28 protein-coding genes are annotated in these 24,861 nt (G+C 40.3%); 6 read left to right on the top strand and 22 right to left on the bottom strand.

The annotated features are described in order from the left end of the window. Positions 1-54: 54 nt before the first annotated feature. Positions 55-1,623: a nitric oxide reductase transcriptional regulator NorR gene (norR, locus tag H5200_RS07395; RefSeq protein WP_182761244.1), complete on the top strand. Its 1,569-nt coding sequence runs from the start codon at positions 55-57 to the stop codon at positions 1,621-1,623. Between the two features lie 234 nt (positions 1,624-1,857). After that, a complete protein-coding gene (gene rsgA / locus H5200_RS07390) occupies positions 1,858-2,907 on the top strand; it encodes a ribosome small subunit-dependent GTPase A (protein ID WP_149980415.1) in 1,050 nt (349 codons plus the stop codon). Positions 2,908-2,991: 84 nt separating this feature from the next. Here the strand turns inward: rsgA and H5200_RS07385 are convergent, their stop codons facing one another. Beyond that, positions 2,992-3,888, bottom strand: coding sequence for a LysR family transcriptional regulator (locus H5200_RS07385; RefSeq protein ID WP_145242443.1), 897 nt, complete (start codon positions 3,886-3,888; stop codon positions 2,992-2,994). A 126-nt stretch (positions 3,889-4,014) separates the two neighbouring features. Here H5200_RS07385 and H5200_RS07380 point away from each other — a divergent pair, with 126 nt between their 5' ends. Then, positions 4,015-4,584 carry an NADPH-dependent FMN reductase gene (locus tag H5200_RS07380; protein WP_145242441.1) on the top strand — a complete coding sequence of 190 codons (570 nt, stop codon included), beginning with the start codon at positions 4,015-4,017 and terminating at the stop codon, positions 4,582-4,584. Between the two features lie 5 nt (positions 4,585-4,589). Here H5200_RS07380 and H5200_RS07375 read toward each other — a convergent pair whose 3' ends face one another. Continuing rightward, positions 4,590-5,036, bottom strand: coding sequence for a TerB family tellurite resistance protein (locus H5200_RS07375; RefSeq protein ID WP_145242439.1), 447 nt, complete (start codon positions 5,034-5,036; stop codon positions 4,590-4,592). Between the two features lie 96 nt (positions 5,037-5,132). On the opposite strand from H5200_RS07375, the gene H5200_RS07370 reads away from it, so the two are divergent. After that, positions 5,133-5,504 (top strand): hypothetical protein, encoded by a 372-nt coding sequence (locus H5200_RS07370; RefSeq protein ID WP_182718534.1) that lies wholly within the window; start codon positions 5,133-5,135, stop codon positions 5,502-5,504. Positions 5,505-5,507: 3 nt separating this feature from the next. On the opposite strand, the gene H5200_RS07365 is transcribed toward H5200_RS07370, so the two are convergent. The 7 genes from H5200_RS07365 to H5200_RS07335 all read right to left on the bottom strand — a co-directional run bounded on the left by H5200_RS07365 (position 5,508) and on the right by H5200_RS07335 (position 13,781). Then, a complete protein-coding gene (locus H5200_RS07365; RefSeq protein WP_182761243.1) occupies positions 5,508-6,101 on the bottom strand; it encodes a hypothetical protein in 594 nt (197 codons plus the stop codon). Positions 6,102-6,226: 125 nt separating this feature from the next. Continuing rightward, positions 6,227-7,192 (bottom strand): hypothetical protein, encoded by a 966-nt coding sequence (locus H5200_RS07360; protein WP_182761242.1) that lies wholly within the window; start codon positions 7,190-7,192, stop codon positions 6,227-6,229. 118 nt (positions 7,193-7,310) lie between these two features. Then, entirely contained in the window at positions 7,311-7,910 is a 600-nt protein-coding gene (leuD, locus tag H5200_RS07355) for a 3-isopropylmalate dehydratase small subunit (protein WP_182718532.1), read from the bottom strand. Next, on the bottom strand, positions 7,910-9,310 hold the full coding sequence (gene leuC / locus H5200_RS07350; protein ID WP_145242429.1) for a 3-isopropylmalate dehydratase large subunit: 1,401 nt from the start codon (positions 9,308-9,310) through the stop codon (positions 7,910-7,912). The genes leuD and leuC overlap by 1 nt, the downstream gene beginning before the upstream one ends. A 75-nt stretch (positions 9,311-9,385) precedes the next feature. Beyond that, positions 9,386-10,462, bottom strand: coding sequence for a 3-isopropylmalate dehydrogenase (leuB, locus tag H5200_RS07345; RefSeq protein WP_182761241.1), 1,077 nt, complete (start codon positions 10,460-10,462; stop codon positions 9,386-9,388). Further along, complete coding sequence (gene leuA, locus H5200_RS07340; RefSeq protein ID WP_182761240.1) at positions 10,459-12,012, bottom strand: 2-isopropylmalate synthase; 1,554 nt, start codon at positions 12,010-12,012, stop codon at positions 10,459-10,461. Before leuA ends, leuB begins: the two co-directional genes overlap by 4 nt. Positions 12,013-12,566: 554 nt before the next feature. After that, positions 12,567-13,781, bottom strand: coding sequence for an ankyrin repeat domain-containing protein (locus tag H5200_RS07335; protein WP_182718531.1), 1,215 nt, complete (start codon positions 13,779-13,781; stop codon positions 12,567-12,569). Between the two features lie 142 nt (positions 13,782-13,923). Here H5200_RS07335 and H5200_RS07330 point away from each other — a divergent pair, with 142 nt between their 5' ends. Together H5200_RS07330 and H5200_RS07325 are read left to right on the top strand one after the other, a co-directional pair. Then, on the top strand, positions 13,924-16,614 hold the full coding sequence (locus tag H5200_RS07330) for a hypothetical protein (protein WP_182761239.1): 2,691 nt from the start codon (positions 13,924-13,926) through the stop codon (positions 16,612-16,614). Further along, positions 16,611-17,966: a tetratricopeptide repeat protein gene (locus H5200_RS07325; RefSeq protein WP_182761238.1), complete on the top strand. Its 1,356-nt coding sequence runs from the start codon at positions 16,611-16,613 to the stop codon at positions 17,964-17,966. Before H5200_RS07330 ends, H5200_RS07325 begins: the two co-directional genes overlap by 4 nt. 72 nt (positions 17,967-18,038) lie before the next feature. Here the strand turns inward: H5200_RS07325 and H5200_RS07320 are convergent, their stop codons facing one another. From H5200_RS07320 to H5200_RS07265, 13 genes are all read right to left on the bottom strand, one after another. After that, positions 18,039-18,482: a hypothetical protein gene (locus H5200_RS07320; RefSeq protein WP_182718528.1), complete on the bottom strand. Its 444-nt coding sequence runs from the start codon at positions 18,480-18,482 to the stop codon at positions 18,039-18,041. Between the two features lie 155 nt (positions 18,483-18,637). After that, complete coding sequence (locus tag H5200_RS07315; protein ID WP_182761237.1) at positions 18,638-18,886, bottom strand: hypothetical protein; 249 nt, start codon at positions 18,884-18,886, stop codon at positions 18,638-18,640. 1 nt (position 18,887) lies between these two features. Next, complete coding sequence (locus tag H5200_RS23950; RefSeq protein WP_259399189.1) at positions 18,888-19,484, bottom strand: hypothetical protein; 597 nt, start codon at positions 19,482-19,484, stop codon at positions 18,888-18,890. Continuing rightward, positions 19,481-20,614: a hypothetical protein gene (locus H5200_RS07305; RefSeq protein WP_182761236.1), complete on the bottom strand. Its 1,134-nt coding sequence runs from the start codon at positions 20,612-20,614 to the stop codon at positions 19,481-19,483. Before H5200_RS07305 ends, H5200_RS23950 begins: the two co-directional genes overlap by 4 nt. After that, on the bottom strand, positions 20,614-20,922 hold the full coding sequence (locus H5200_RS07300) for a hypothetical protein (RefSeq protein WP_182719706.1): 309 nt from the start codon (positions 20,920-20,922) through the stop codon (positions 20,614-20,616). Before H5200_RS07300 ends, H5200_RS07305 begins: the two co-directional genes overlap by 1 nt. Then, entirely contained in the window at positions 20,922-21,074 is a 153-nt protein-coding gene (locus H5200_RS23945) for a hypothetical protein (protein WP_259398924.1), read from the bottom strand. Before H5200_RS23945 ends, H5200_RS07300 begins: the two co-directional genes overlap by 1 nt. A 202-nt stretch (positions 21,075-21,276) precedes the next feature. After that, positions 21,277-22,011: a hypothetical protein gene (locus H5200_RS07295; RefSeq protein WP_259399188.1), complete on the bottom strand. Its 735-nt coding sequence runs from the start codon at positions 22,009-22,011 to the stop codon at positions 21,277-21,279. 73 nt (positions 22,012-22,084) lie between these two features. Continuing rightward, positions 22,085-22,471 carry a hypothetical protein gene (locus tag H5200_RS07290; protein ID WP_182761235.1) on the bottom strand — a complete coding sequence of 129 codons (387 nt, stop codon included), beginning with the start codon at positions 22,469-22,471 and terminating at the stop codon, positions 22,085-22,087. A gap of 1 nt (position 22,472) precedes the next feature. Beyond that, entirely contained in the window at positions 22,473-23,129 is a 657-nt protein-coding gene (locus H5200_RS07285; RefSeq protein WP_182761234.1) for a peptidoglycan-binding protein, read from the bottom strand. Between the two features lie 49 nt (positions 23,130-23,178). Next, the gene (locus H5200_RS07280; RefSeq protein ID WP_259399187.1) at positions 23,179-23,523 is read right to left on the bottom strand and encodes a hypothetical protein; all 345 of its coding nucleotides are present in this window, start codon (positions 23,521-23,523) and stop codon (positions 23,179-23,181) included. Positions 23,524-23,649: 126 nt separating this feature from the next. Then, positions 23,650-24,162: a DUF2931 family protein gene (locus H5200_RS07275; protein WP_182761233.1), complete on the bottom strand. Its 513-nt coding sequence runs from the start codon at positions 24,160-24,162 to the stop codon at positions 23,650-23,652. Next, positions 24,147-24,413: a hypothetical protein gene (locus tag H5200_RS07270; protein ID WP_259399186.1), complete on the bottom strand. Its 267-nt coding sequence runs from the start codon at positions 24,411-24,413 to the stop codon at positions 24,147-24,149. The genes H5200_RS07275 and H5200_RS07270 overlap by 16 nt, the downstream gene beginning before the upstream one ends. Continuing rightward, positions 24,400-24,861, bottom strand: a 462-nt coding sequence (locus H5200_RS07265) for a DUF2931 domain-containing protein (protein WP_182761232.1), incomplete at its 5' end; no start/stop codon positions are given. The genes H5200_RS07265 and H5200_RS07270, both read right to left, overlap by 14 nt.

Here is a 24,861-nt window from a genome sequence, read left to right as displayed (position 1 = left end):
AGTCTTTATGACTCACCTTTAAATAAGATAAAAACACATTTGAGTCATTTTGACATGGTAGATAAACAAAGCTTACTTAATGTCGCCCTTGTGCTTGCTAAAGTGAGCGACCAAAAGCAGCCTTTTCAGCAGTTAATTCAGTGTATCAAACAAGTAATACCCAGTGACGCTATTGCACTGCTTACCTTACAAGGAGATGTGTTAAAACCACAAGCTATTCATGGACTGACGCCTGACACCCTAGGACGACGCTTTGTAATAAACGAGCATCCACGTTTACATGCCATTTGCAACGCTAAGCAACCATTACAGTTTGCCCATGATTGCCCAATTCCTGATCCGTACGACGGTTTACTATCGAGCAAAACTGGCGATATCCCTGTTCATGCTTGCTTAGGCATCCCCCTACTTGATAGCGAAGATAACTTACTAGGGGTGATCACCCTCGACAGTCTCGATGCAAATGCATTCGACAGTTTTGACCTTGAGCTATTTACTCAACTAGGTACGCTTTGCACCGCGCATTTGCAAACTGTATTAAAACTGCAGCAATATCAAAACCACGCGCAACATAGTAGCGCTTTAGTGCAAGAGCTAAACCGCGAAGCGCTTACCCGCGATGGTGCAGAGATCATCGGCCAAAGCACCGCCATGCAAGCCCTTCGAAGCGATATAAAACTAGTGGCGGCTTCTGAGTTTAGTGTCTTGATCCAAGGTGATACCGGGGTAGGTAAAGAGCTTGTAGCACGCAATATCCATCTTCATTCAAAGCGTAGCGAAATGCCGTTAATTCACTTAAATTGTGCATCATTACCAGAGAATCTCGCCGAAAGTGAATTTTTTGGCCACGCCAAAGGCGCATTTACCGGCGCCCATAATGCACGTCAAGGCAAGTTTCAGCTGGCTGATGGTGGCACCTTATTTTTAGATGAAATTGGTGAACTACCACTTGCCATGCAAAGTAAACTATTGCGCGTCTTACAAAGTGGTGAAATCCAAACGGTTGGCGAAGATGAAGTAAAATACGTCGATGTAAGGGTTATTGCGGCTACAAACAGGCATTTAAAAAACGAAGTCGCTCAAGGGCGTTTTCGAGCCGATTTATATCATCGGTTAAGTGTTTACCCGCTCAACGTTGCGCCACTTAAACAACGCGAAAACGATGTAATTTTACTTGCAGGTTACTTTGTTGAAAGAACAGCCCGTAAGCTAGCTATCAAACAACTCAAACTCAGCGTCGAAACGCAACTACTACTCACTCAATATGACTGGCCGGGAAATGTGCGAGAACTTGAGCATGTGATCAGCCGTGCAGCATTAAAAGCCAAACAAAGCCAGTGGCAGCAAGCAATAATTACTATTGAACCTGCTCATTGTGAACTTAACCTAAGTACAAATAACCCAACGCCTGTCGCATTAACAACTGCCGATAACAATAACATAAATAAACAAAATTTCTCGCTCAAACAAGCAACGGATACATTTACTCAGCATTTAATCAGCCAACAGCTAGAACAACATAATTACAACTGGGCCAGTGCAGCACGAACATTAAAAGTTGATCGCGCTAACTTAGTGCGATTAGCCAAACGTCTTGGTATTACAGTAAAAAAATCTATTTAATGTGTATTTTATTCACCCAAACTTGGCTATAGTACCAACTGGTGTAAAACCACAATAAACATCTAAACAGGAGATATTTGATGATTGTATTAAACCCCCTTGCTGGGCAAGTAAGTGCTTAATTTTATTTTTTAATATTAAGTTTTGCCCGGCCATTAGCCGGGGCGCTGTTGATAGCTAAAATTTAACAGCAAACCCCTTTGTTATTTTTACTCTTTGCAGTAATGGGGTTATATGAATACTAATTTAAGTTTAAGCCAACTGGGTTGGCGCGCATTTTTCCAACAACAACTTACGCTCAATGATTTAGAGCACACACTGATTGCACGGATCATTACCTACCATCGCGACCACTTTGTTGTACAGAGTGAGCAGGGTTGCCACAAGGTATTGGTAAATTCAGATCATCCCCCCTTAACTGTGGGTGACTGGATATTACTTACGCAACACAACGAACACTGGCTGTTTACCCGATTGCTTGAGCGCTTAACATTGCTCAGTCGCAAAAGTGCGGGAAGTAAATTAAGTGAACAGCTTATTGGCGCTAATATTGATACTTTGTTTATTGTCAGCTCGCATAATCAAGATTTCAATCTAAGCCGCTTTGAACGCTACTTAGCGTTAGCGTATCAAAGTGAGTGTTTACCCGTTGTTGTACTGACCAAACGCGATCAATGTGCAGAACCAGAGCAACATATAGCACAACTAACAGCGCTTGATAATCACTTAACCGTGCTGTCTGTTAATGCATTAGAGCGTGGCAGTGTTGAGCAATTAATGCCATGGTGCGGCAAAGGTCAAACATTAGCTTTTGTTGGGTCTTCGGGTGTAGGTAAATCCAGCTTAGTTAATAGCTTATGTGAACAGCAGCTAAGTGACACTGGTGCAATTCGTGAGGACGACAGCAAAGGTCGCCACACCACGACTCATCGAGCATTGCATGTTCTTAACGTAGGAGCGCTGTTACTCGATACTCCCGGCATACGAGAGCTGCAACTAAGTGACTGTCAACAAGGTGTAGAGCTTACTTTTAACGATATAAGTGAACTGGCGCAGCAGTGTCGATTTGCCGATTGTAGTCATCAGCTAGAACCCGGTTGTCAGGTGCTAGCTGCGTTACAAAAAGGCTTATTAACGCAGCGGCGTATCACTAATTATCAAAAACTGTTAAAAGAGCAGCAACGCAATACTCAGAGCCTTGCGCAATTACGTAGCCAAGATAGAAGCTTAGGTCGGTTTTATCGTAACGTACAAGCAGACATGCGTAATTTAAAAGGACGTTAATTAATTTTTCTCAGTCGTTAAACAAAACGTGGCTAAATACTGTTTAGCCACGTTTTTGCTGATAGAAAGATTAACGCAGCTAAATTACGCGAGCTTATGCTCCTTAAAATACGCTTTTAAAAGCTGACTGAACGCCTGTACCTTAGCTGTTCGGTGCACTAAGTGATGGGTTACTAGCCATAAATCCGTTGGCCAACTCAGTTCATCCGCTAGTATTGGTACTAAATCAGCATACTGCGCCGCCACGTCATGCTGCATCCCGCCAATTCCCAAGCCTTTAACAATCGCACGGGTTGCCTCTGAGGTTTCAGACACGCGTAATTTCACTTGTGAAGTTGGTATATTTTCATCAACCCAAACAAAATAAGGCACTTTGCCATTATAGCCGGCCACCCCCGAAACAAAATTATGCAACGGCAATTGCTTAATACTTTTTGGCACGCCATGCTTATCAATATAACGCTTTGATGCATAAAATCCTGACGACAAATGCGCCAAATGCTGGGCGATATAATCACCTTCATCAGGACGGGGACCTGCGCGAACCGCTATATGTGCTTGGCCGTGGTCAAGACGTAACCGGTTTTGATCTAATATAACTTCCAGCTGCACCTGTGGATGTAAACTTTGAAATTGTTCACACACATCACTCAGTACATCAATAAAACCACTGACCGTTGTAAGCAATAAACTACCACGCAAAGTACTATCTGCGGCAATAATATCATTGTGTAAGCGTTCAAGTTCACTATTAATAGACTGCGCTGCTGTAAAGAGTTTAGCGCCAATCTCAGTTACTTTATAACCCCGGGCATGACGATGAAATAAACGTGCATTTAAACTTTGCTCAAGGTTATTAATGCGCCTAAGTACCGTACTGTGATGAACGTTGAGCTTTTCAGCCGCCGCTGTTAACGTTCCTAACCGCGCAACTTCATAGGCTACTTTTACATCTTGCCAGTCATCAAATTGAATCGCCATACCTGCCCTTAACCTTAAGTGTGCGTATATGCACATAAGTTTTGCGTTTATTTGGCTTTTCTGCAAGTAAATATTTGCTAAAGTAGTTAACAGGCAAACCCAACTACGTTATTGAAGGCGACCACCATGACAGCACCAAAAATTATTGCCTTAGCAGGCAGCTTACGTAAAGACAGCTTTAACCAAAAATTGATCAATGAAGCAGCCCGCTTTGCATTAGAAAGCGGTGCAGAAGTTGAAGTAATTAAACTGGCAGATCTAAACTTACCCATGTTTGACGAAGACGTTGAAGCGCAAGGCACACCAGTAGGCGCTCAGTTATTAAAAGACAAACTACGCGCTGCAGATGGCATCTTACTTGCCAGCCCTGAATATAACGGTTCAATTACCGCGGTACTAAAAAATGCCATTGATTGGGCATCACGTACTGAGCAAGGCGCAGTTCCAGCATTTCGTAACAAGGTAACGGCTTTATACGCCTCATCACCGGGAGGCTTAGGTGGCTTGCGTGGTCTAAATCACGTTCGCGATATTTTATCGGGTATCGGCAGCTTGGTATTGGCAGATCAACTTGCCGTACCTGCAATTCACACTTTGCTTGATGAAAATGGCCGCATTAGTGACCCTGTGACAGCAGAACGAATTGCAGGCCTTGCTCAGCAGCTCGTCAGCGTTGCCAGCAAATTAAATAAATAAACCGCTTAAGAAAGCTTTGTCGCTGCTAACTTGGCAGCGATAAAATCCTCATGCGCGACATACAACAAGTTAGAAACACGGCGAATTACATACTCTTCTTGCGGATCTAACTCACCATCGGCATACGCTAAGCGCCATAGCAGCTCTATAATTTCAATGCGTTGCTCTGCGCTGCATTGATCATTAATTTGTTTAGAAAACTGAAAGTAATCAATCGCGTCATCCAAACTTTTTCCTGCGCTTTGCATTAGCTCACTAACGTCTTCATCACTCAAATTAAAATACTTTTTTAAAGTCAGAGATAACGTTTTCAATTCATCGTCTTGCTGCTCGCGATCAGCACGCATTACTTCAATCAATAATGCCGCTACAGCCGTTTTCAAATCATGCTCTTGCAGCTGAGCTGGTTGCTCATCAAAAGCTGAAAATAGTTGTTTTATTTGTTTGAACATCACATTTTCCCTTTTTGGGTGTTAGACTTACAGCATAACTCGTTGCATCACTGTAATTAAATAGTGCGCTCAATACAATAATGGAGTTAAAGGTTTATGAAAGGAAAAACAGCAAATAGGCTAGTAATTATCAGTGCACTGGCACTATTAATAGGCAGTAATGCGGTATTAGCAGATAAAGGTGAAACCGAAAAACTCTATGACTTCGATGAAAAAGTCCATTATTACCAAACAAAATTAGACGCAAATAACTATCATCTAGAAATTCAATCTGACGACTATCAGCACTTTAAAAATCAAAGTGTATTTTTATTGCGCCATGCTGACCGTTTATGCCGTGGTAATCCGTTTATGCTAAAAGTGACTGATGGTGTACAAGAGTATGATCGTTTCCCAACCAAACCCCGCGCCTATCAGCCACCTTTAACGGTATTACTACAATGTGAGACAAAGCCCAGCAAAGACTAATCTTTAGTCTTTATAACCCCAAGGCGCTGGCGGTGGTGTAACTGGTTTTATTAAATCAAAATCAACGCGAAACTCGCGGCCTTGGCGAATTAAACGATAAGTAAACTTTTCAGGGTAAATATACATCTGCCATGTATTACCGATAGATTGTGGAATACCTTGGCTAACAAACAATTCTTTTGAATACTGATCCGCAGGGAACGACTGCACGTTAGCAAACCCAGCATCAACCGTATGACCACCGTACATAGTCGATACATCATCAGTCCCATCTTGATGGCGATGATCGTGTTTTAAACTCAAACCACTACCGGTTTTGGTAATGATCCACGTACGTGATGCATCATCACCTACATGAAACGGAATTTGTAACTCACTATCAGTACATTTACGAACATGCATGACTAGTTTTTTGCCTGCAAACGAGCTAGGACCAGTGGCATTATCAACCGTTACTTTACCCTCAAAAGCTTTACCACAATAGGCGGCAATATTATCAAAAAAATCATCATGTGTTGGGATAGATACTAAAGGCGCAGGGCGAGCAAACGCCGCCGTAGATGCCAGCAATAAAGTTGCCGCAGTTAATAATTTCATAGCATGTTCCTAAAAGTATAAAGTTGCAGCTTAGCCTGTTAATAAATACAAAGGAAGTAATCGCGGTGAATGGTGGTCCAGCGGTGAGTAAGCTAAAAAAGTTTGCAAGCCAACCATAAAATAGCTTAAACGGCTTTTTCAGCTCGGCTTTTCATCAACTTTAATAGTGAATTATGAAAGTCTTGAAAAATAACCTCACCCCATAATCGAGAGTAAATAGTAAAGTTGGTATTATCTTCAACAGTGGTTTTTAACGTTAAAACGGTTTGTCCATTAGCGGTTTCTGCTAAATAATAGCCTCCATAAAGAGGAGAAAAATATTCTCCACCTAGCTTTACATGTTTATCTAGTGCGTTGTCTGGAATCAAATCAGGGTCGATATCAAACTGGTAGAGCATTTGTTTATTTGGCTGCCAATCTGTTATAACTTCTTTAAATACAACGCCATTTTGCCATTTACTAGTTCTCACTGCACCTACACCTTGTGCATCCATATCCGCCTGCAAAGGGCGAGGAATACCAATCAATTGCGAAAATGACATTGGGAACTCCCCCTCTGCAATGTAACTTACATTCGCCAATTGCCGCCAAACAACATCTATTGGTGCATTGATAACAACTGAATTTTTAACTTCGTATGTTTGCGATAGCTTTAAAAAATTCACCTCTAGCGGTGATAAAATCAAAGGTATTAATGCCACTGACATGACGACTTTTTTACTTTCTTTTTCTAATTTACGATGTACAAATCCAGCTAAGACTCCTCCTATACTTGCAAATAACATAAATGCAGGTAGCGCCATAGCGACACAGATACTCCCCTCTAAAAGAGTGACTATACTGACCAGTAAAAATACAAAAATAGGCTGCCAAGCCTTAACTGCCATTTGCTTATAAGACATTGATTTATTGAGTTTGCATTCAAAATAAATACGAATATAGCCAATCGCAATGGGGACTAAAAACATAAAAGAAATAGTGACTAAACTGCCGAAGTTAAACGCATCACTAAACTCTAGAAATACCCGTATAGATATGCCGTAAAGCACACCTAAAATAATGCCTATATATTTTGGAGAAAGCGTTCGCATAAATAGTTCTTTCAATGTTTAATTGCCAATAATGTTCCGAAGTTAACAACTATTTCTAACCGCAGCAATAAAAAACGCGGCCTGAGCCGCGTTTCATTGTTTAATAACTTTTAAACCTTTACTGCCAAGGGCGCTCAGCGTTAAGCTTTGCCTCAAAGGCGTCAATTTGTGGGTTGAGGGTTTCGGTGACGCCGATAAAATCTAAGCCACTTAATAAACGCTCTTTTACGTCTTTGCGAATATCAAAGCAAATTGGTGCAAACTTGTTACTGATAAGTACCTGATTTTCAAGATCGATGTCGATATGAATATCGTCGTGTTGCTCGCTCAGTACAAACAAGTCTTCCAATGTTTGCGCTGGTAGTGCAATAGCTAGCATCTGGTTATTGCCACAGTTATTAAAGAAAATATCAGCAAAGCTTTCCGCTAAAATCACTTCAAAACCATATTGCTTAAGCGCCCATGGTGCATGTTCACGTGATGAGCCGCAGCCAAAGTTATCGCGAGTTAGTAATATTTGCGCGCCTTGGTAACATGGCCGATTTAAAATAAACTCAGGGTTTGGCTCGTCGTTATCTAAATAGCGCCAATCATAAAACAATGCCGCATCAAAACCATCACGGCTGGTTGAGGTTAAAAACTGCTTTGGAATGATTTGGTCGGTATCGACGTTGTTTTTATCAAGTGGGGCCATTAAGCCACTAAAAAAAATGCTCATTAGGCTTCTCCTCTAATATCAACAAAGCGACCATGAATAGCTGCCGCAGCGGCCATTGCAGGGCTTACTAAGTGTGTACGACCACCACGGCCTTGGCGACCTTCAAAGTTACGGTTTGAGGTGGATGCACAGCGCTTGCCTGCACCTAAGCGGTCATCGTTCATGGCTAAGCACATTGAGCAACCCGGTTCACGCCACTCAAAACCAGCAGCTTTGAAAATATCAGCTAGGCCTTCATCTTCAGCCTGTTTTTTCACCAAGCCAGAGCCAGGTACAATTAACGCCTCAACACCAGCAGCCACTTTTTTACCTTCAACAATCTGTGCGGCGGCGCGTAAATCTTCAATTCGGCTATTGGTACATGAACCAATAAATACCGTATCTACGCTCGCTGACGATAACTTATCACCGGCTGTTAAACCCATGTATTTAAGCGCGCTGCGAATCGCATCAGCTTTAATTAAATCAGGCTCTTGATCTGGATCTGGAATGCATTCATCAACACCAATAACTTGCTCAGGGCTAGTGCCCCAAGTAATTTGCGGCTGAATGCTACTCGCTTCTAGTTCAACTTCTAAATCAAACTGCGCACCTTCGTCAGTTTTTAAGGTTTCCCAGTAGGCAACTGCAGCTTCAAAATCATCGCCTTGTGGAGCAAATGGGCGGCCTTTTAAGTAATCATAAGTGATTTGGTCTGAAGCGATTAAACCCGCTTTAGCGCCCATTTCAATACTCATGTTACACAATGTCATACGCGCTTCCATTGACAGTGCTGCAATACCTTCACCACAAAACTCTGCCACATAACCTGTACCACCAGCGGTACCTAGCTTACCAATCACCGCCATGATCAAATCTTTGGCTGTAACCGTTGGACGTAGTACACCATTAATTTGAATTTTTAATGACTTGGCTTTTTTCTGTTGTAGTGTTTGCGTCGCGAGTACGTGCTCAACCTCAGACGTACCAATACCATGGGCCAGGGCACCAAATGCACCGTGAGTAGAGGTATGGCTATCACCACAAACAATGGTAGTGCCAGGTAAAGTAATACCTTGCTCAGGCCCCATTACATGCACTATGCCTTGGTTAATTGAGTTTAAATCGTAAAGTACAATACCAAACTCTTTGCAGTTGGCATCAAGCGCCATCAATTGGTTTTTTGATACTTCACTGGCGGCATCTAATGAGCGGCTTTTGGTCGATACATTATGATCCATCGTTGCGATGGTTTTTTCAGGACAACGCACTTTACGGTTTTTCTCTCGCAGGCCAGCAAAAGCTTGCGGCGATGTCACTTCATGTACTAAATGACGGTCAATATAAAGTAAATCGGTTTGCTCATTAATACTAGCAACTACATGTGCTTGCCAGATTTTATCGTATAACGTTTGGGCCACTTGCTGATCCCCTAATTTGTTTGACTCGCCGCGTGACGGTGCAGCGAGTGAATAATTGTTTAAATACGTGCTGTTTTATATACGAGCGACAATTGCTGCGGCAACGTCTTGCGTTGTATAACCTGCATTTGGGTAAATATCCGGTGTACCTACGCCTGCTTCGACCGCTTCGGCTACTGCTTTTTCAATGCTGCGCGCCGCTTCATCTTGGCCTAGTGAATAACGTAACATTAACGCGGCACTTAAAATTTGTGCGATTGGGTTTGCAACCCCTTTGCCAGCAATATCAGGTGCCGAACCACCAGCAGGTTCATACATACCAAAGCCTGACTGATTTAAACTTGCCGATGGCAATAAGCCCATAGATCCGGTGATCATCGCGCATTCATCTGACAATATGTCACCAAATAAGTTATCACACAGTAACACATCAAACTGGCTAGGTTGTTTAACCAGTTGCATTGCCGCGTTATCAACGTAAATATAATCAAGGCTTACTTCTGGGAAGTCTTTGCTTACTTCGGTTACTACTTCGCGCCATAATACACTTGATGCTAATACGTTGGCTTTATCAACCGACGTTACATGGTTATTACGTAATTTTGCTGCTTCAAAGGCAAAACGTGCAATGCGTTCAATTTCTTTGCGTGAATAAGTTTGCGTATCAAACGCCACTTCTTCAGCCCCTTCGCCACTGCGGCCTTTTTCGCCAAAGTAAATACCGCCGGTTAATTCACGCACGCATAAGATATCAAAGCCTTTTTCGCTTATATCTGCACGTAATGGCGATGCAGCGCTCAGTGCTGGTAATAGTTGCGCTGGGCGTAAGTTACAAAACAAACCAAAGTGTTTACGTAGTGGCAAAAGTGATGCGCGCTCTGGTTGCTCATTGGCAGGAAGATGCTCCCACTTTGGACCGCCCACTGAACCAAACAAAATTGCATCGGCACTTTCACACGCTGCAAGGGTTTGCTCGGGTAACGCTTTACCAAATTGATCAATCGCAGCGCCGCCAATGGCATGATGATGACGAGTTAAAGTAAAACCAAATTTACTGCTCACAGCATCCAATACTTGCTCTGCTGCTGCCATTACTTCTGGGCCGATACCGTCGCCTGCTAATACTGCAACGCTATAATTTGATTGACTCATCCTGCTTTCCTTTGTTGTTTTAAATCAGACACTTTTTGTGCACGATAAATTAAGTTATAAACGCGGATCATGGCGCGTACTGACGCCTCAACCACATCCGCTGCAATGCCCGCGCCGTGATAAGGGCGGCCATCGTATTTAGCTATTATATTTACTTCACCTAATGAGCTGGCACCTTCACCGGTAGCTTCTAGATTAAATTCAATCATTTCAACAGCCATACCCGTTAAACGTTCAATCGCTAAGAATGATGCCTCTACAGGGCCATTACCAGTGGCGGCTTCTTGTTTAGACTCACCATTAATCGCCATACCAATAGTAGAGCTTGCCACTGATTGCGAGTTAGACGTTGAGTTAACAAACTCTAATTGGTACTTGTCGTCTTTATCACTGATTTGGTTAAAATAAATCATCGCTTCTAGATCGTAGTCGTACACTGTACCTTTTTGATCGGCAAGGGTTAAGAAGCTTTCATATAGGCTATCCATATCGTAATCAGACTGTTGATAGCCTAATTCTTCAAGGCGGTGCTCAATAACATGACGACCCGAACGTGAGGTCATATTTAATTGGTTATTTGGTACGCCGACGCTTTCTGGTGACATAATTTCATAGGTATTTTGCGCTTTTAGTACACCGTCTTGATGAATACCTGAACTGTGGGCAAAAGCATTCTCGCCAACAATCGCTTTGTTAGGTTGCACTGGCATATTACAAATTTTCGCCACTTGGCGTGATGCGCGATAAATCTCTTCACTGCGAATATCGGTATACACTTTTAAGTGGTCTTGGCGCATCTTCATGATCATCGCCACTTCTTCAAGTGAACAGTTACCCGCACGCTCACCAATACCATTAATAGTACATTCGATTTGCCGTGCACCGGCTTGCACCGCTGCAACAGAATTGGCAACAGCCAAACCTAAATCATTATGACAATGTACACTTAACCGCGCTTTATCAATATTTGGCACGTTATTCATTAAATGGCGGATCATCGCCGCGTATTCGTCTGGCGTAACAAAACCAACTGTATCTGGTAAGTTGATGGTTGATGCACCAGCATTAATCGCCTGCTCAACAATTTTGCATAAATCCCAATGCGGTGTACGGCCTGCGTCTTCGCATGAAAATTCCACATCATCAGTATAATTACGGGCAAGCTTAATTGATTTAACCGCCATGGCTGTCGCATCATCTAAGCTCATACGTAGCTTGTGTTCTAAATGCAAAGGGCTGGTAGCAATAAAAGTATGAATTCGACTTTGTTGTGCTGTGCGAAGTGCTTCGCCACAGGCTTCAATATCTTTAGCAACAGCGCGTGCTAAACCACAAATAATAGGGCCTTTCACTTCTGTAGCTATACGTTGCACTGAACGAAAATCGGCAGGGCTCGAAACCGGAAAACCTACTTCCATCACATCCACATTTAGGCGGCTAATAGTATGCGCCAGCTGGATTTTATCTTCTTCAGTCAGGCTCGCTTTAAGCGCTTGCTCACCATCACGTAAAGTGGTGTCGAAAATCCATACTTTATCTTGTTCTTGCATAATCTACCCTTAATTCTCTGCTGCCCTGGATGCGAGATAAAAAAAACCCCGCGATATGCGGGGTTTTTTGTGTTTACTTAATGCAAATACACTAATCCCCGCTCACGTGCGCTTGCAGTAATAAGAGGTTCAGTTTTAATGTAATTAAATGAGTGTTTTGCATCGTCTTTACTAAATGTGTGTGTTCAGTGAGCCCCATTTTTAACACTTCAAAACTGCGCATGCAAGCATAATCTCACCTTTAAATGGAATGAAAAACCACAATAAAAGAAAATAAATTTCGTATAAAACCAACTTTAAGGTTATATAATTCAAACCAAACCTAAAGCAACCATAATATACTTTACTTTATGGCCGATCCTGCTTAGATAAGTTTTCTATTTTAATGTCAACCTACTCGCCGATAATACAATCCCGATATGCTCAATTAACAACGCCAACTTACTTATTGCATCAATTGCAGCTTTACTCACAGATACTTGAAGTGTCATGTTAGAAATAAAAGGCTAGCCGACATAAAGCAGCCTCTCTAATTGTCACTCATTCAATAAGTGTTATTTATATACATAAAGAGAATATTCTTTTAAAAGCTCTAAACTCGCTTTTTCTACTTTTAAGTTATTTACTTTTTTATGCGAGCCATACCATTGGATGGAGCCTTGGAATTCATCATCAAATGGTAACACTATAAAAGAAGATGTTTCTGAACCAATCGGTGAATTTGGCTCATACCAAATAAGATTACTATCTTGAGAGTAAATCCTCCCAGACTTGCCAGTAATGAGGTAATGGTAATACTTCCAATCCGGGCAACCTCCAAAAACAAATGCATCCATTCCTGTAGACATACTCAGCGTATTATTCATTTGTTCATTGAGCGTTATCCCCTGAGGACCATTCCTTGGCCCACCCATTAAACGAAAAGAACAACTTAAATCGAGGTTGTGAGCATTTATAAAATTTGTCCAATAATCCATATATTTAGACCAAGAAGCCTGCCTTTTTTTCTGCCTTTCTAAAAACTCTTGCTCGCGCTTATTTTGTATCTTTAATTGCAAGGCATTATTGACAACTTCACCATTAATATAGCTCTGCGCGCCTTTAGATTTTAAAAGATCGATGACTTTTGAATTATCATTTGTAATAGCAATGCCTAATGCTGTACTGCGGTCCATGTTTTTATAATTTAAATCAGCACCATACTTTATAAATATCTCAGTATGTTTTGCGTTCCCGCTATTATTGATAGAGTACATCAAGGGTGTGTCGCCAAATACATTCTGATGATTAATATCAACGCCTAGTCTTACTAACTTATCAATATATAACGCCAATGTTCTGTAATTCAAAGAACTAGACATTATATGAAAAGCATTTTCACCCACTTCATTTTCATATGAGTAGTTACAACCATTACTAGCCATGTAGTTCATTAAAGTAAGGTCAGTGGTATCTTTTAAAAGAGTTTCCATACAGACAGGCAAGCTGTCACGACTCTCTTTGCAATTAGGGTCAACCCCACCTTCAAGCGCATATTTAATCAAAGAAAAATAACTATGTTCAATGCCTTGGCTAAGCGTTCTGCAGCTTTTAGCTATTTTTTCATCATCCATAAAATCTTGTAATCGAGGAGTAACTTTTTTACCACCTCGAATAATCTCTACATCTAAAACTCGCTCATAATAACCACTGTTGTTTTTTTTATAATACAAATAGCTCGCCCAAGCGATAAGGCTCAGTAATACAAAACTTAAAAATATTTTTTTCATCTGTTATTCCTTAACGTAATTTATTAGAAGTTCCTTTTTTTTACACAACCGAATAGTGTATTATATTTACCGAAAATACGATATTACTTTTGCATTTTCAATAGTCATGTAAGACACGGAAACATTTTATAAAGGATTATTTATGCCAAAGCATACTGCTTTTAAGATCATTACATACCTCATTTTTGTCACTTTGCTTGGTTGTGAAAAGACTGACCCTGACCCTGACACACAAAAAAACGAATCTAAAGCAACCCAACCCATAGCTTTAAAAGAAGATATCACCGACGCTGCGCAATTTGATCAAGAGCGTATCCAGTTTTTGTGGCAGGGACCTCAGCAAGAAAAAAGAACGATATGGAGCATCAAAATAGATGGAACAGATCTTCGCCAGGTGCTTGATGAGAAAGAACTTTCATTCAACACCCCTCCTGGCGGTAATGGTGGGCACATAACATACCTTTCTCGCTCACCAAATAACCGCTATTTAGCGCTAATTATGTACCAAGAAGTCATTGTTTATGATCTGTTAACTCGAGATCACCTTATCATCGGTGAAGCAGTAAGAGGCCAACCACAACTGATAATTTGGAAAGATAATACCTTCAATGTTTACATGTCTAAATTTGGCGACCACTCGCGAAACTTATATGTCGACTTGAACAACCTAACAGTAACAGAGAAAAAAGAAAATAGTGATACGGTCTATTTAAAAGATGGTTCAACTCTCTCTTTTCACAAGTTTCATATGAGTAAATACAAGGACGATAAAAGGCTCTTTAAAATTGATCTAGATGGGTATGATAAACTTAACAAACCATATCTAAATGGATACGATAAACTTAATGAACTATATCTTAATAATGAACAAACACATGGGCTACTGCACACTAAAGAAAGGTCTTTTTACTTTAATATAACAACTGGAAAAATACTCAGCACCTTCGATAATAACTTTTTTACACCGTGGCATATTAACCATGCTAATAGCCAACTAATAGGCACTGACAAAGAGCATAAACAGTTAACCTTTTATAATATAACGACAAAAACAACAACAAACATTTTAACCTCCGCCACCAAATTAAGAATAATAAGCCCACTTAAAGCAAGTGCCTACAATCAAGAAAAGCCCTCCCTTTTACCTAAACTCTCAAACTTACCAAAAGGGTACATTTACGGAGACCGCAAAGTCGATGAAAATTATTATTTTGGAGAAAAAGTTGATGGAAAAGCAGAAGGTTATGGGGAAATGTATCAACGTTACACTCACCTTTGGCAATATCAAGAAAAAAACAATACTCTGATACCGCTTCACTATAAAGGAAATTGGAAAGCGGGTGTATTTGAGGGTAATGGCGAGGTTATTTATACAAACGGTAGTCGCTATAAAGGAGAGTTTTCTTCTTACCTTCATCACGGTCAAGGACGTTTTACTGATAAAGACGGAAACGGCTTTGATGGAAGCTGGAACAAAGGACAAAAACATGGCCGTGGCCTCTGCCTTACCTACCGTAAACCAACTCCATGTGAATACTACTACAATGCAATAGTTACTTATGAGGGAGAGCTAGACGACAACGGCATACGTAACGGTACGGGTACTTTTAGTTGGGTACCTTACATTAAAAAAAACATCTATAAAGGTAACTTCAAAAATGATTTATTTCACGGTCAAGGCGTGCTAACCAAGACCTATTATAGTAACGACGTTTATAAAGGGCAATGGCAATTGGGCCTGCGCCACGGTCAAGGCACACAAACCAATGGCGAAACTCATTATGAAGGACAATGGAAAGCCGATAAGCGCCATGGTAAAGGTACACAAACTAAAGGCAACATTCGCTACGAAGGCATGTGGCGAGTCGATTATTATAATGGTCAAGGAACATTAAATGAAAATGGTAATATCTACAGTGGACTATTCAGTGCTGGCTGGCTATTTGGTCAAGGCACATATAAAAACAAAAATGGAGACAGCTATAACGGAGAATTTGAATACTCCCGTTACAATGGATATGGAGTAATGAACTACGCAAATGGTGATCAATACAGTGGCCAATGGCTATCCCACATGAGGTGGGGTAAAGGCAAGTTAACCTTAGCAAATGGTGACTTTTATGATGGCGATTGGGACAACGATGCAAAGCATGGCGAAGGAGTCTGTCAAGAGAATTCAGAGGAATACCCATGCCAATACTTTCGTGGTTATAAATTACATAATATACGTGATGGTTATACAAAATCTAGAGTTATCATAGACGATGGCTACGGTGAGGTGTTGGGCGACTATATTGGGGAGCTTGAAAACAATATCCCCCATGGACAAGGGTCATTTATAAATAAATATCAACGTTTTTATATTGGTCACTTTGACCACGGTCTATTCAATGGTCAGGGGATATTACTAACTTCACATCATGGCATTATCTATGATGGTATGTGGATCAAAGGCAAACCTAATGGCTACGGAAAAACGAATATATTTGAAGGGCACTGGAAAGATGGCGTGGCTCATGGAGTAGGTAAGTTACATATAGGTATTAACAGCACGAGGCGTATTATTAAAGGTAACTGGCAAGATGGAGAAATCAGTGAGGGAACTATTATATACCAAGATGTTGATTATATAGAAGATAAAGCTATTTACACTAATAACTGTGTTTATACTGGGAGGTTATCGTTATCTATTAATACAAAAATTACCTATTCAACAAGTGACATGACTTTTGTTAAGGTCACCCCACAAGGGAAATGTGTACGTGTAGAACAAGAAAAAGAACACAACACTAATGCTTTGAGTAAAAACCATTTACAAAAGGATAGCAAATGAAACGTATTATAGTATCGATATTAGTCATTTGTTTTAGCTTAGGCGAGTGCGAACATGAAGCTCGAGCTCAAGTCCCACCTAAAATGGAAGCACAGCAAATCAAACAACCATTACTTGACTTGTTTGCCAAGCCAAAGTTGACAACTGAAAAAGCTAAACTAGAGGAAGCGCTTATTCTAAAAGCAATAGCAGATGACCCTTCGGCCCAAATCGCATTAGCAAATATGTATGAAAATGATAACCAACAAAAACGCGCCTTATTTTGGTATCAGCAAGCAGTTGAACATGGCGGTATAGATGAAGAAAATGCCATTCTTAAATTTTCTCAACAAAAACTAGCACAAAGTAACGACCCTAAAGATATATTTATGTGGACAAAGTATGCAGCTGAACACGGCGATATTAGCGCACAAGAAAAAACAATGGAATACTATCGTAGGGGTCAAAAAGTTAAAAAAAACCTTATTGAAGCCGAAAAATGGCTAAGAAAACTAATTAGCCACGAAGCCAAAAAACCTACATTTAAACTGGTAGAGCTACAGTTAGATACAATTAATTCAAATAGAGAAAAGAACATCCCTAGCGCGATTGCCCTAGCCAAAAAACTCGCTGAATCGGGGTCTGTAGACGCGGCTTATTTTTTAGGTTGGTTGCACCAATTTGGCTCATTGTTGGATAAAGATATTACCAAAGCGATTTACTGGTATAAAAAAGCAGCCGAGTTAGCTGATATTCGTGCATATCGCAGTTTAGGGTGGATATATCACTCTCACTATAACGATAATAAAGCAGCCGCTCACTGGTATGAAAAATCTGCTTATTTAGAAGATCAAGTATCTCAGTTTAATTTAGCCGTTTTATATCACTTAGGGAAAGGGGTAGATAAAGATTTAAAAACTGCAGCCCAACTGTATGAAAAAGCAGCTTATACAGGGCATAATTCCGCAAGAATTAATTTGGCTAATATGTATGCGAATGGTATTGGGGTGAGCAAAAATAAAGAGCTGGCCGAGCAATATTATAACGGTTATCAGCATATAAACCTCGCGACTGAAAAAAAACAAAGTCAGCTAAATATAGAACCAAATATTGATTATATAAAAATAGATATAGCAGATTTGGATTTATCAACGCAAAAATTTTTTACACTCCATGAGCGTTTAGGAATTTATAGCCACTCAATTGATATAAGCAAACTTCCCGTTTTAGAAGATAACTCAGTGATCCTATTATTTGTTAATATACCAACTTTAGGGCATTACTCTGTAAGTAAAGGAACAAAAAGTAGCTTATACCAACGAACTCTTATTAATGATGTAACTATTAATAATTTTAGATCTGGTAATTTATAACACAATAAAACGTTGGTCCATTATCATGGGTCAACGTTCATAATAAGCGCTTAAATAGGATAATTAAAAACATCACTCCAGTATTATGGACGGCATTACGGGCACATCCGAATACGGATTGTAAAGATCTTTATAGGCTACACCTTTTAAAATGTAAGTAGGATCTTCCCCATTTCTAAGATCTTGTAATAAATCAAAATCACCACTTTTAGGTATGTCGGTAAATTTTATATTTACATAAGCATTACCATCGAAAACACTAGATATTGACCTAATCTGCTGCCAGTCATGTTGTTTGTTTCTAAAAATCAATTGCGCTTGGCCATAATTAGGGTTACTGGCATTAACTTTGTAAACGTATTCATAATCACTGCTGGTAATTATTACTTTATTCAATTGGTTAACTTGGATTGGCACCAGCGGCGAAGCTTTAATACTAGCCGCCCCGAGCGAATTTTGCGATAGTAGCGCACTTAAGGCAACAATGACTGTTGTGTATCTTTTCAAAAAAAGCATTTTTCCCTCCTTGGTAAATTAAGATATGTTTATACTTTCACTTAAACTTTGTAGTAGAGCAACAACCAGCCACTATACTACGGCATAACATTAAACCATTGTTGTTCCTACTAGGTTTACCCATTAATGATAGTCGCACACTCTTCTCAACTGTTCTAGCAATCGTTTTTCCGATTTATTTTTGCACAATGGCTGTCAAGACAATAGTAAAGCTTTTTATCATCGTCATAGCATTGTTGCATTAATCTGGCTTGATATTCGCTATCGCTCAACGTTAATAGATTATTCAGCTCAGATATTACTGATTTATTTTGCATGTCCCACTTTTGCGTTCTCAGCTTTTGATCATTATTATTAATTACAGCGGTGTAAACTTTACTATCAGCAGCAAGCTCATCCTCCATATTAAAAAAATCCTGCAATGGGCCTTTCAGCGTCTTTTACTACTTCAACATTACCATCGCCGGCTGCCAACGGAATAGAGCGATTTACACTGAGCAACAGCGCACGTGTTTTAGGTATTACATAACCATAAATATGGGTTACCTTGCTCTTAATAATGTGTTCGTTATACCAATCGCTGTAGGTTTTATCTTTATTATTAGTGTCGGGGCGTTGTAAATCTGCAACTGCAATTTTTTTGTAGCTCAGGGTATTAGTCTTGCCCTTATAACTCCCGAGCTGAGTTTTAAACGTATCAAACCACTTATCACCTTGGCTTGCTGCTAACAAGCTTATCGCATCAACCGGCGGCACAATAATAGGTCGGGTTTTATGGGCATGAAACGGGTTTCGTGTTGTTAACTGCTTGTCATCAACAGTTTCTAACACCGCGCCTTCATCACTGCTTAATAGTATTGGTATCGCTTCATTACTATCAGCCACCACCACACGGTTAAACAGCGGGGTGAGCTTGCTGATTGGCTCGCCTCTATTAACATAGCCCGTGAGTAAATACGCTTTAGGAAAACTAGATTGCCCTGTATTCAATAGCTCTGTCATTGTTCATCCTTGATATTAAACACGTCATAAATAAATATTCCGGTCATGCCCCAAATATTACTTTCTTTAATCGGTATCTCTTTTGTTTGCCGGGTCACTAAATCTAACTCAATAAAGTAATAATTATTAAACGCCCAACCATTCCCAAGAAGCTCAGTAGACTTTCTTTTAGATTTTGTTAACACTTTATTTTTTTTATCTGAGAAAAAGTAAGTATCTGCTTTTCTTGGTGATATAATGCGCTTATTGGGGTCCGATAAGTTAATCCAGTAATTTTGCGCCGCCCCAAGCCCTTCTGATAAAAAATAAATATAATCGCCGAAGGGGGATACTTCTAAATACTTCATAGTAAAATGGTTATTAAAACCTAAATCGACCTTCTCTATCACGTCGCCATTAAAATCATGTAACCAGTATTTATTTTTTTTATCGGCTAAAAAAGTTTTACCATCTGGCAATAAAAACAAGCCATTAGAGTAAATAATTGGCCGCTCAGTAAGTGTTTTAGTGGGTACATGGTAGTTATAATGCTTACCACTGGCGTAAAAAATCACATTCTCACTGTCTTTAGTCCAATTAAAATGAGCATAACCATGGCCTTTACTCATAAAAATAAACTGTTGGGTTTTGGTATCCCACAGCTCGCGGGTAAAGCCGTGCTCTGTTGTATCCATAGATAAAGCAATGTAGCGGTTATCTGGCGAGCGCACCGGTTTATGTAGCCCAACCATCCATTTATCTTCAAATGCAGTTTCGGGAATAATGCGGCGCCTATCAGAGAGATCCATGCGCGCAGAAAATAATGTAGTTTGCCCCGTCCACTCTATGTTGGTTTTAAATAAAATCCGCGGAGTTGAAAACGTTTCTTTATCGCCATACACCTCATTGCGCACCTCTTTAGGCCATTCAGGGTGGTATGTATGACGATACGCCAATTTATCTTTACTAAATCGGCTGGGTTGCTCTTCAACAACTTGTTTAGCAGGTGGATTAGGCTCCTCACCACAGCCTGCTAATAGCAGCGTAGCGACACTTAGTAACATTATGACTGCACGGCGTGAAAATGACTTAGTTAACAGCGGCGTTAAAAACGGTTTAAATCGTGCTGTGTTTTCTGAGATTAATGACATCAATAGTCCTTGATTGTACGGTGTGAATTGGTCGCAAGTGCAGCAGTGCAAAGCTTGAGAAGCTTAAGATAAATAGTTTTATGAGCATGAAACGGTGTGCGTGTTGTCAACTGCTTGTCATCAACAACCTCGATCACCGCACCTTCATCAGTGCTTAATAGTATTGGTATCGCTTCATTACTATCAGCCACCACCACACGATTAAACAACAGAGTGAGCTTACTGATTGGCTTACCTTCATTCACATAGCCCGTGAGTAAATACGCTTTAGGGAAGCTACATATCCCTGTATTCAATTGCTCTGTCATTATTCATCCTTGATATTAAACACGCCATAGAAATTATATATTGCCCCCATACCCCATATATTACTTTCTTTAAGTCGCATTTCTCGTGTTTGCTGAGTATTTAAATCAAACTCAACCAATAATTCATCTTGATAATATTGACCATTACCCATAAGTTCCCTTGATTCTATTAACCAAAATGTTATTGCTTTATTTTTTTATCCGAGAAAATATACGAGCTTATACTTCGTGATGTAATACGTTTACTGGGGTCGGATAAATTAATAAAGTAATGTGTACTCCCTGATTTAAAATAAATATAATCGCCGAAAGGGGATACTTCTAAACCCTGCATAGTAGAATGGTTATTAATACCTAAATCGACCTTCTCCAACACGTCGCCATTAAAATCATGCAACCAATACTCATTTTTTTATATGCTAAAAAAGTTTTACCATCTGGTAATAAATATAAGCCATTGGAGTTAATAATTGGCCGTTCTCTGAGCTTTTTAGTGGGTACATGGTAATTATAATGCTTACCATTGATGTAAAAAAGCACGTTTTCACTGTCGTTAGTCCAATTAAAATGGATAGCGCCATAGCCTTCGCTCATAAAAATAAACTGCTGGGTTTTAGTATCCCAAAGCTCAAGTGTTTGGCCAACCTCAGGGCCATACATCAACATTGCGATGTATCGATTATCAGGAGAGCGCTCAGGTTTACGGCCGTCGATCATTCTCTTACCCGAAAATGCACTTTCTGGAATGATCCGGCGCCTATCAGAGCCATCCATACGTGCAGAAAATAATGTAGTTTGCCCTATCCACTCTATCTCAGCACTAAATAAAATACGCGGGGTTGAAAATGTTTCTTTATCGCCATACACCTCATTACGCACCTCTTTTGGCCACTCCGGATGGTATGTATGGCGATACGCTATTTTATCTTTACTAAAGTTAGATTCACCGCCACACGCAGTTAAAAACAGCGTAGTAATACTTAGTAATATCATGGCGCTGCTACGCACGCTTTTACTAAACGCCTTTATATTCGTTATGCTGTGTAAAAGCGGTTTAAATCGGGCTATGTTTTCTGAGATTAATGACATGGGTAATCCTAGTATATATGGTGTAAATTTATTAATAGATTTATCTTATAAATCTATGTTATTTATAACAAATTCATTCATCATCTATATTAATGCTTGGCATTAGTTCTGCTTGCGGTGTTTGACCACTCAACTGCGTATAAGGCACTCGTTCGAAAATATAAAAAGGCTCAGCCCCATCATCTGGATCTTGTATTAAATTAAAAGTACCTTCTGTGGGGATTTTTTTAAACGTGAGCCGAACCCAATCTGTATCTACAATACGCCGTTCTCCAACAGGGCATTCTTGGCGCCAACAGCTTTCAACATGCTCAAGAATAACTTTCTCATTGAGCGGGTTTATTGGTTTAGCCGATGATTTAGTTAAATTTAACTGGTATGCAAAGGTGATTTTTGGCTCTGTAATATACTTTTTATTTCTATTATTAACTTGCATTGGCATGCACTGCGAAACACTCATATTAGCTCCCAAATACTTGCTGTAATTTTGCTTTGGTTTTCTTCCCTGCAATTCCATCTACTTCAAGGTCGTGCTCGTATTGAAAATCCCTCACCCCGGCTTTAGTTTTTGCGCCGTTAACGCCATCTACCTTACCGCAGTCAAAGCCCAATAAGTTACAACGCGCTTGTACACCCGAAAGTGTGTCAATGGGGTCTAAATGACCAACTTGTGCGGTAAAACTTTCACTGGGTGAGCTTTGATCTTCCTTGAGATATAAATCAACCTGAGCGGTGAGCGTGTCGTTCTCATTTAGCTCAACTTCAACTAGGCCGTCGCTCGGTAAAACGGTATCGATAGTTTGGCTGCCGATGTTGAGTACAATACGTTTGCCAGTGATGTCATCACCATCTTCATGAATTATTTGCAGGCGAAAATACTCCTTTTCGTTTTGTACAACAAACGTATTTAGGCTGTTGGCGCGCAGCGGCATAAACTTTTCTTTTTTAGGTGGTATGGTAATAACGTCACCGGGGTAAATTAAATTAGGATCGGGCCGCAGTGCTTTAAACTCGGCATTACTGGGGTGGTTATATAATGCTGTTGAGGTTTTATAACCATATTGGCGTGCTATGCGTAGCAGTGTTTCGCCTTGTGCGACGGTGTGTTGTTGTGTCATTGAAATATCCTTATCCCTAAATATAAATATCGCCAGATCAAGTCTACGTTTAGGTGATGTTGCCTACTGACCAATCGTGATCGGCGAGTTCAAAAAAGCTGACTTTGGCGTTTTCAAAATCAGGGCCTGATACGTTGGCGTAGCCGTTTTTATCGAGCTGTCCGGTGATAATATGGCCGTTACGTAAGCGAATTTTGTACCCCATATTCGCTTGCGGCTCGCCTACTTCATCACGCAATTCAATTTCGTAGCCTAACGCGGGCTGTTCAACGGTAAAGGTAGTGGTATCTACTGCGCCGCTGGCAGTTGCAGTGACATTATAAGCCCCTGGTTTAACCTCAAAATAGTGCTGCCAAAAGGATACTTCGTCTGGGCGTTTTTTTGCTAGTTGCAAGGTTACTTGCCCGCTGGTTGGCCCTTGCCATTGTTACTACATGAACCTTCAATATGTTGTTTTTAGTGGTAAATTCCGGCCCATATTCAGAACCACGGGCCAAAGCTACAGATGGAAATCGCTTTACTAGTTATTCTCACGCCACTGGGCTTGTCCTGAGGCTAGTTCGTGTAATACACGGCCTGTAAATCCCGCTGAACGGGTATTAGATAACCAAACTTTGATTTCACCTGACTCACCCATACCGACTATTAAGTATGGTTTTATTTCCTTAAATACTTCACCTGTTGATAACGTAAAATAAGGGAGAGATTTAGCTAACTTATAACCATTTTTATCTATTGCCACTTCACCAAAGTAAATTCTATTTTCTGACTTATCTAACCATTCAACCGCGACTTTTTCTGGGAATTTTTGATCGTAAACACTTACCGTACCACCAGCTTGTGCGTAACAGCATTCTATTGCACCGGAAGGGATCCCCCACTCATCATCAAATACTATTGAGCGGCCCCAAATTGCATTGCCATTTTCGGTGCCGACACCTGCGACCATGTAATCAATTTTACCTGTTGACGAGCAACCTATTACAAATAATGTTAAAGCGAGTGTGGTGAGACATTTTATGAGCTTGTCCATAATTTATATCCATTTATTAGTTGTGATTGCCATTGTACACTTGCTTCAGCTTGTTCCGGCTGGTTATAAAAAAGTTCACGTTGTTGGTTTTTAGTGGTGAATTCAGCGTCTTCTTCTGGGCCATGAGCAATCGCATCAATCGTTGCTGAATATTTAACACTGTGATGGATGTAATCTTTGTATAAAGCCTGCCAAGTATCACTTTGTGAGCCAAATCTACAGATGGAAATCGCTTTACTAGTTATTCTCACGCCATTGTGCTTGCCCAGAGCCAAGCTCGTGTAATACGCGACCTGTTCTATTCATTCCTGAGCTTGTATTTGACAGCCACACTTTTATTTCGCCAGTTTCGCCCATGCCAACAATTAAATAAGGCCTGATATTTTCTTCTACTTCTCCTGTACTTACCCATGTATAAGCAGGTAAATTTTTAGCTAATTTATAGCCATTTTTATCTATTGCAACTTCGCCAAAGTAAATTCTATTTTCAGACTTATCTAACCATTCAACCGCGACTTTTCCTGGGAATACCCTATCATATACTCCAACCATAGCCCCCGCTGTGGCTCTGCAGCAAGACATAGTTCCTGCGGGTACATCCCACTGGTCATCAAACTTAATTAAAGTCACGAATATATCATTACCTTCATCCGTTGAACCCGATACAACCATATAATCTATTTCACCTGTTGTTGCACA

It is taken from the genome of Pseudoalteromonas sp. SG43-7 (assembly GCF_014164295.1).
GTDB lineage: Bacteria > Pseudomonadota > Gammaproteobacteria > Enterobacterales > Alteromonadaceae > Pseudoalteromonas > Pseudoalteromonas rhizosphaerae.
The sequence above is the reverse complement of the archived record's forward strand: the minus strand, read 5'-3'. Positions and strand labels throughout refer to the sequence as shown.

Excerpts from the sequence above, each read along its gene's own strand:
- H5200_RS07380 (WP_145242441.1), top strand. The coding sequence starts at position 4,015 with ATGACAGCACCAAAAATTATTGCCTTAGCAGGCAGCTTACGTAAAGAC.
- rsgA (WP_149980415.1), top strand. The coding sequence starts at position 1,858 with ATGAATACTAATTTAAGTTTAAGCCAACTGGGTTGGCGCGCATTTTTC.
- H5200_RS07335 (WP_182718531.1), bottom strand. The coding sequence starts at position 13,781 with ATGAAAAAAATATTTTTAAGTTTTGTATTACTGAGCCTTATCGCTTGG.
- H5200_RS07295 (WP_259399188.1), bottom strand. The coding sequence starts at position 22,011 with ATGTCATTAATCTCAGAAAACATAGCCCGATTTAAACCGCTTTTACAC.
- leuA (WP_182761240.1), bottom strand. The coding sequence starts at position 12,012 with ATGCAAGAACAAGATAAAGTATGGATTTTCGACACCACTTTACGTGAT.
- norR (WP_182761244.1), top strand. The coding sequence starts at position 55 with ATGGTAGATAAACAAAGCTTACTTAATGTCGCCCTTGTGCTTGCTAAA.
- leuB (WP_182761241.1), bottom strand. The coding sequence starts at position 10,462 with ATGAGTCAATCAAATTATAGCGTTGCAGTATTAGCAGGCGACGGTATC.
- H5200_RS07305 (WP_182761236.1), bottom strand. The coding sequence starts at position 20,614 with ATGTCATTAATCTCAGAAAACACAGCACGATTTAAACCGTTTTTAACG.
- H5200_RS07300 (WP_182719706.1), bottom strand. The coding sequence starts at position 20,922 with ATGACAGAGCAATTGAATACAGGGATATGTAGCTTCCCTAAAGCGTAT.
- H5200_RS07385 (WP_145242443.1), bottom strand. The coding sequence starts at position 3,888 with ATGGCGATTCAATTTGATGACTGGCAAGATGTAAAAGTAGCCTATGAA.
- H5200_RS23950 (WP_259399189.1), bottom strand. The coding sequence starts at position 19,484 with ATGACAGAGCTATTGAATACAGGGCAATCTAGTTTTCCTAAAGCGTAT.
- H5200_RS07315 (WP_182761237.1), bottom strand. The coding sequence starts at position 18,886 with ATGGAGGATGAGCTTGCTGCTGATAGTAAAGTTTACACCGCTGTAATT.
- H5200_RS07275 (WP_182761233.1), bottom strand. The coding sequence starts at position 24,162 with ATGGACAAGCTCATAAAATGTCTCACCACACTCGCTTTAACATTATTT.
- leuD (WP_182718532.1), bottom strand. The coding sequence starts at position 7,910 with ATGAGCATTTTTTTTAGTGGCTTAATGGCCCCACTTGATAAAAACAAC.
- H5200_RS07330 (WP_182761239.1), top strand. The coding sequence starts at position 13,924 with ATGCCAAAGCATACTGCTTTTAAGATCATTACATACCTCATTTTTGTC.
- H5200_RS07325 (WP_182761238.1), top strand. The coding sequence starts at position 16,611 with ATGAAACGTATTATAGTATCGATATTAGTCATTTGTTTTAGCTTAGGC.
- H5200_RS07365 (WP_182761243.1), bottom strand. The coding sequence starts at position 6,101 with ATGAAATTATTAACTGCGGCAACTTTATTGCTGGCATCTACGGCGGCG.
- H5200_RS23945 (WP_259398924.1), bottom strand. The coding sequence starts at position 21,074 with ATGGGTAATGGTCAATATTATCAAGATGAATTATTGGTTGAGTTTGAT.
- H5200_RS07360 (WP_182761242.1), bottom strand. The coding sequence starts at position 7,192 with ATGCGAACGCTTTCTCCAAAATATATAGGCATTATTTTAGGTGTGCTT.
- H5200_RS07290 (WP_182761235.1), bottom strand. The coding sequence starts at position 22,471 with ATGAGTGTTTCGCAGTGCATGCCAATGCAAGTTAATAATAGAAATAAA.
- H5200_RS07370 (WP_182718534.1), top strand. The coding sequence starts at position 5,133 with ATGAAAGGAAAAACAGCAAATAGGCTAGTAATTATCAGTGCACTGGCA.
- H5200_RS07320 (WP_182718528.1), bottom strand. The coding sequence starts at position 18,482 with ATGCTTTTTTTGAAAAGATACACAACAGTCATTGTTGCCTTAAGTGCG.
- H5200_RS07375 (WP_145242439.1), bottom strand. The coding sequence starts at position 5,036 with ATGTTCAAACAAATAAAACAACTATTTTCAGCTTTTGATGAGCAACCA.
- H5200_RS07285 (WP_182761234.1), bottom strand. The coding sequence starts at position 23,129 with ATGACACAACAACACACCGTCGCACAAGGCGAAACACTGCTACGCATA.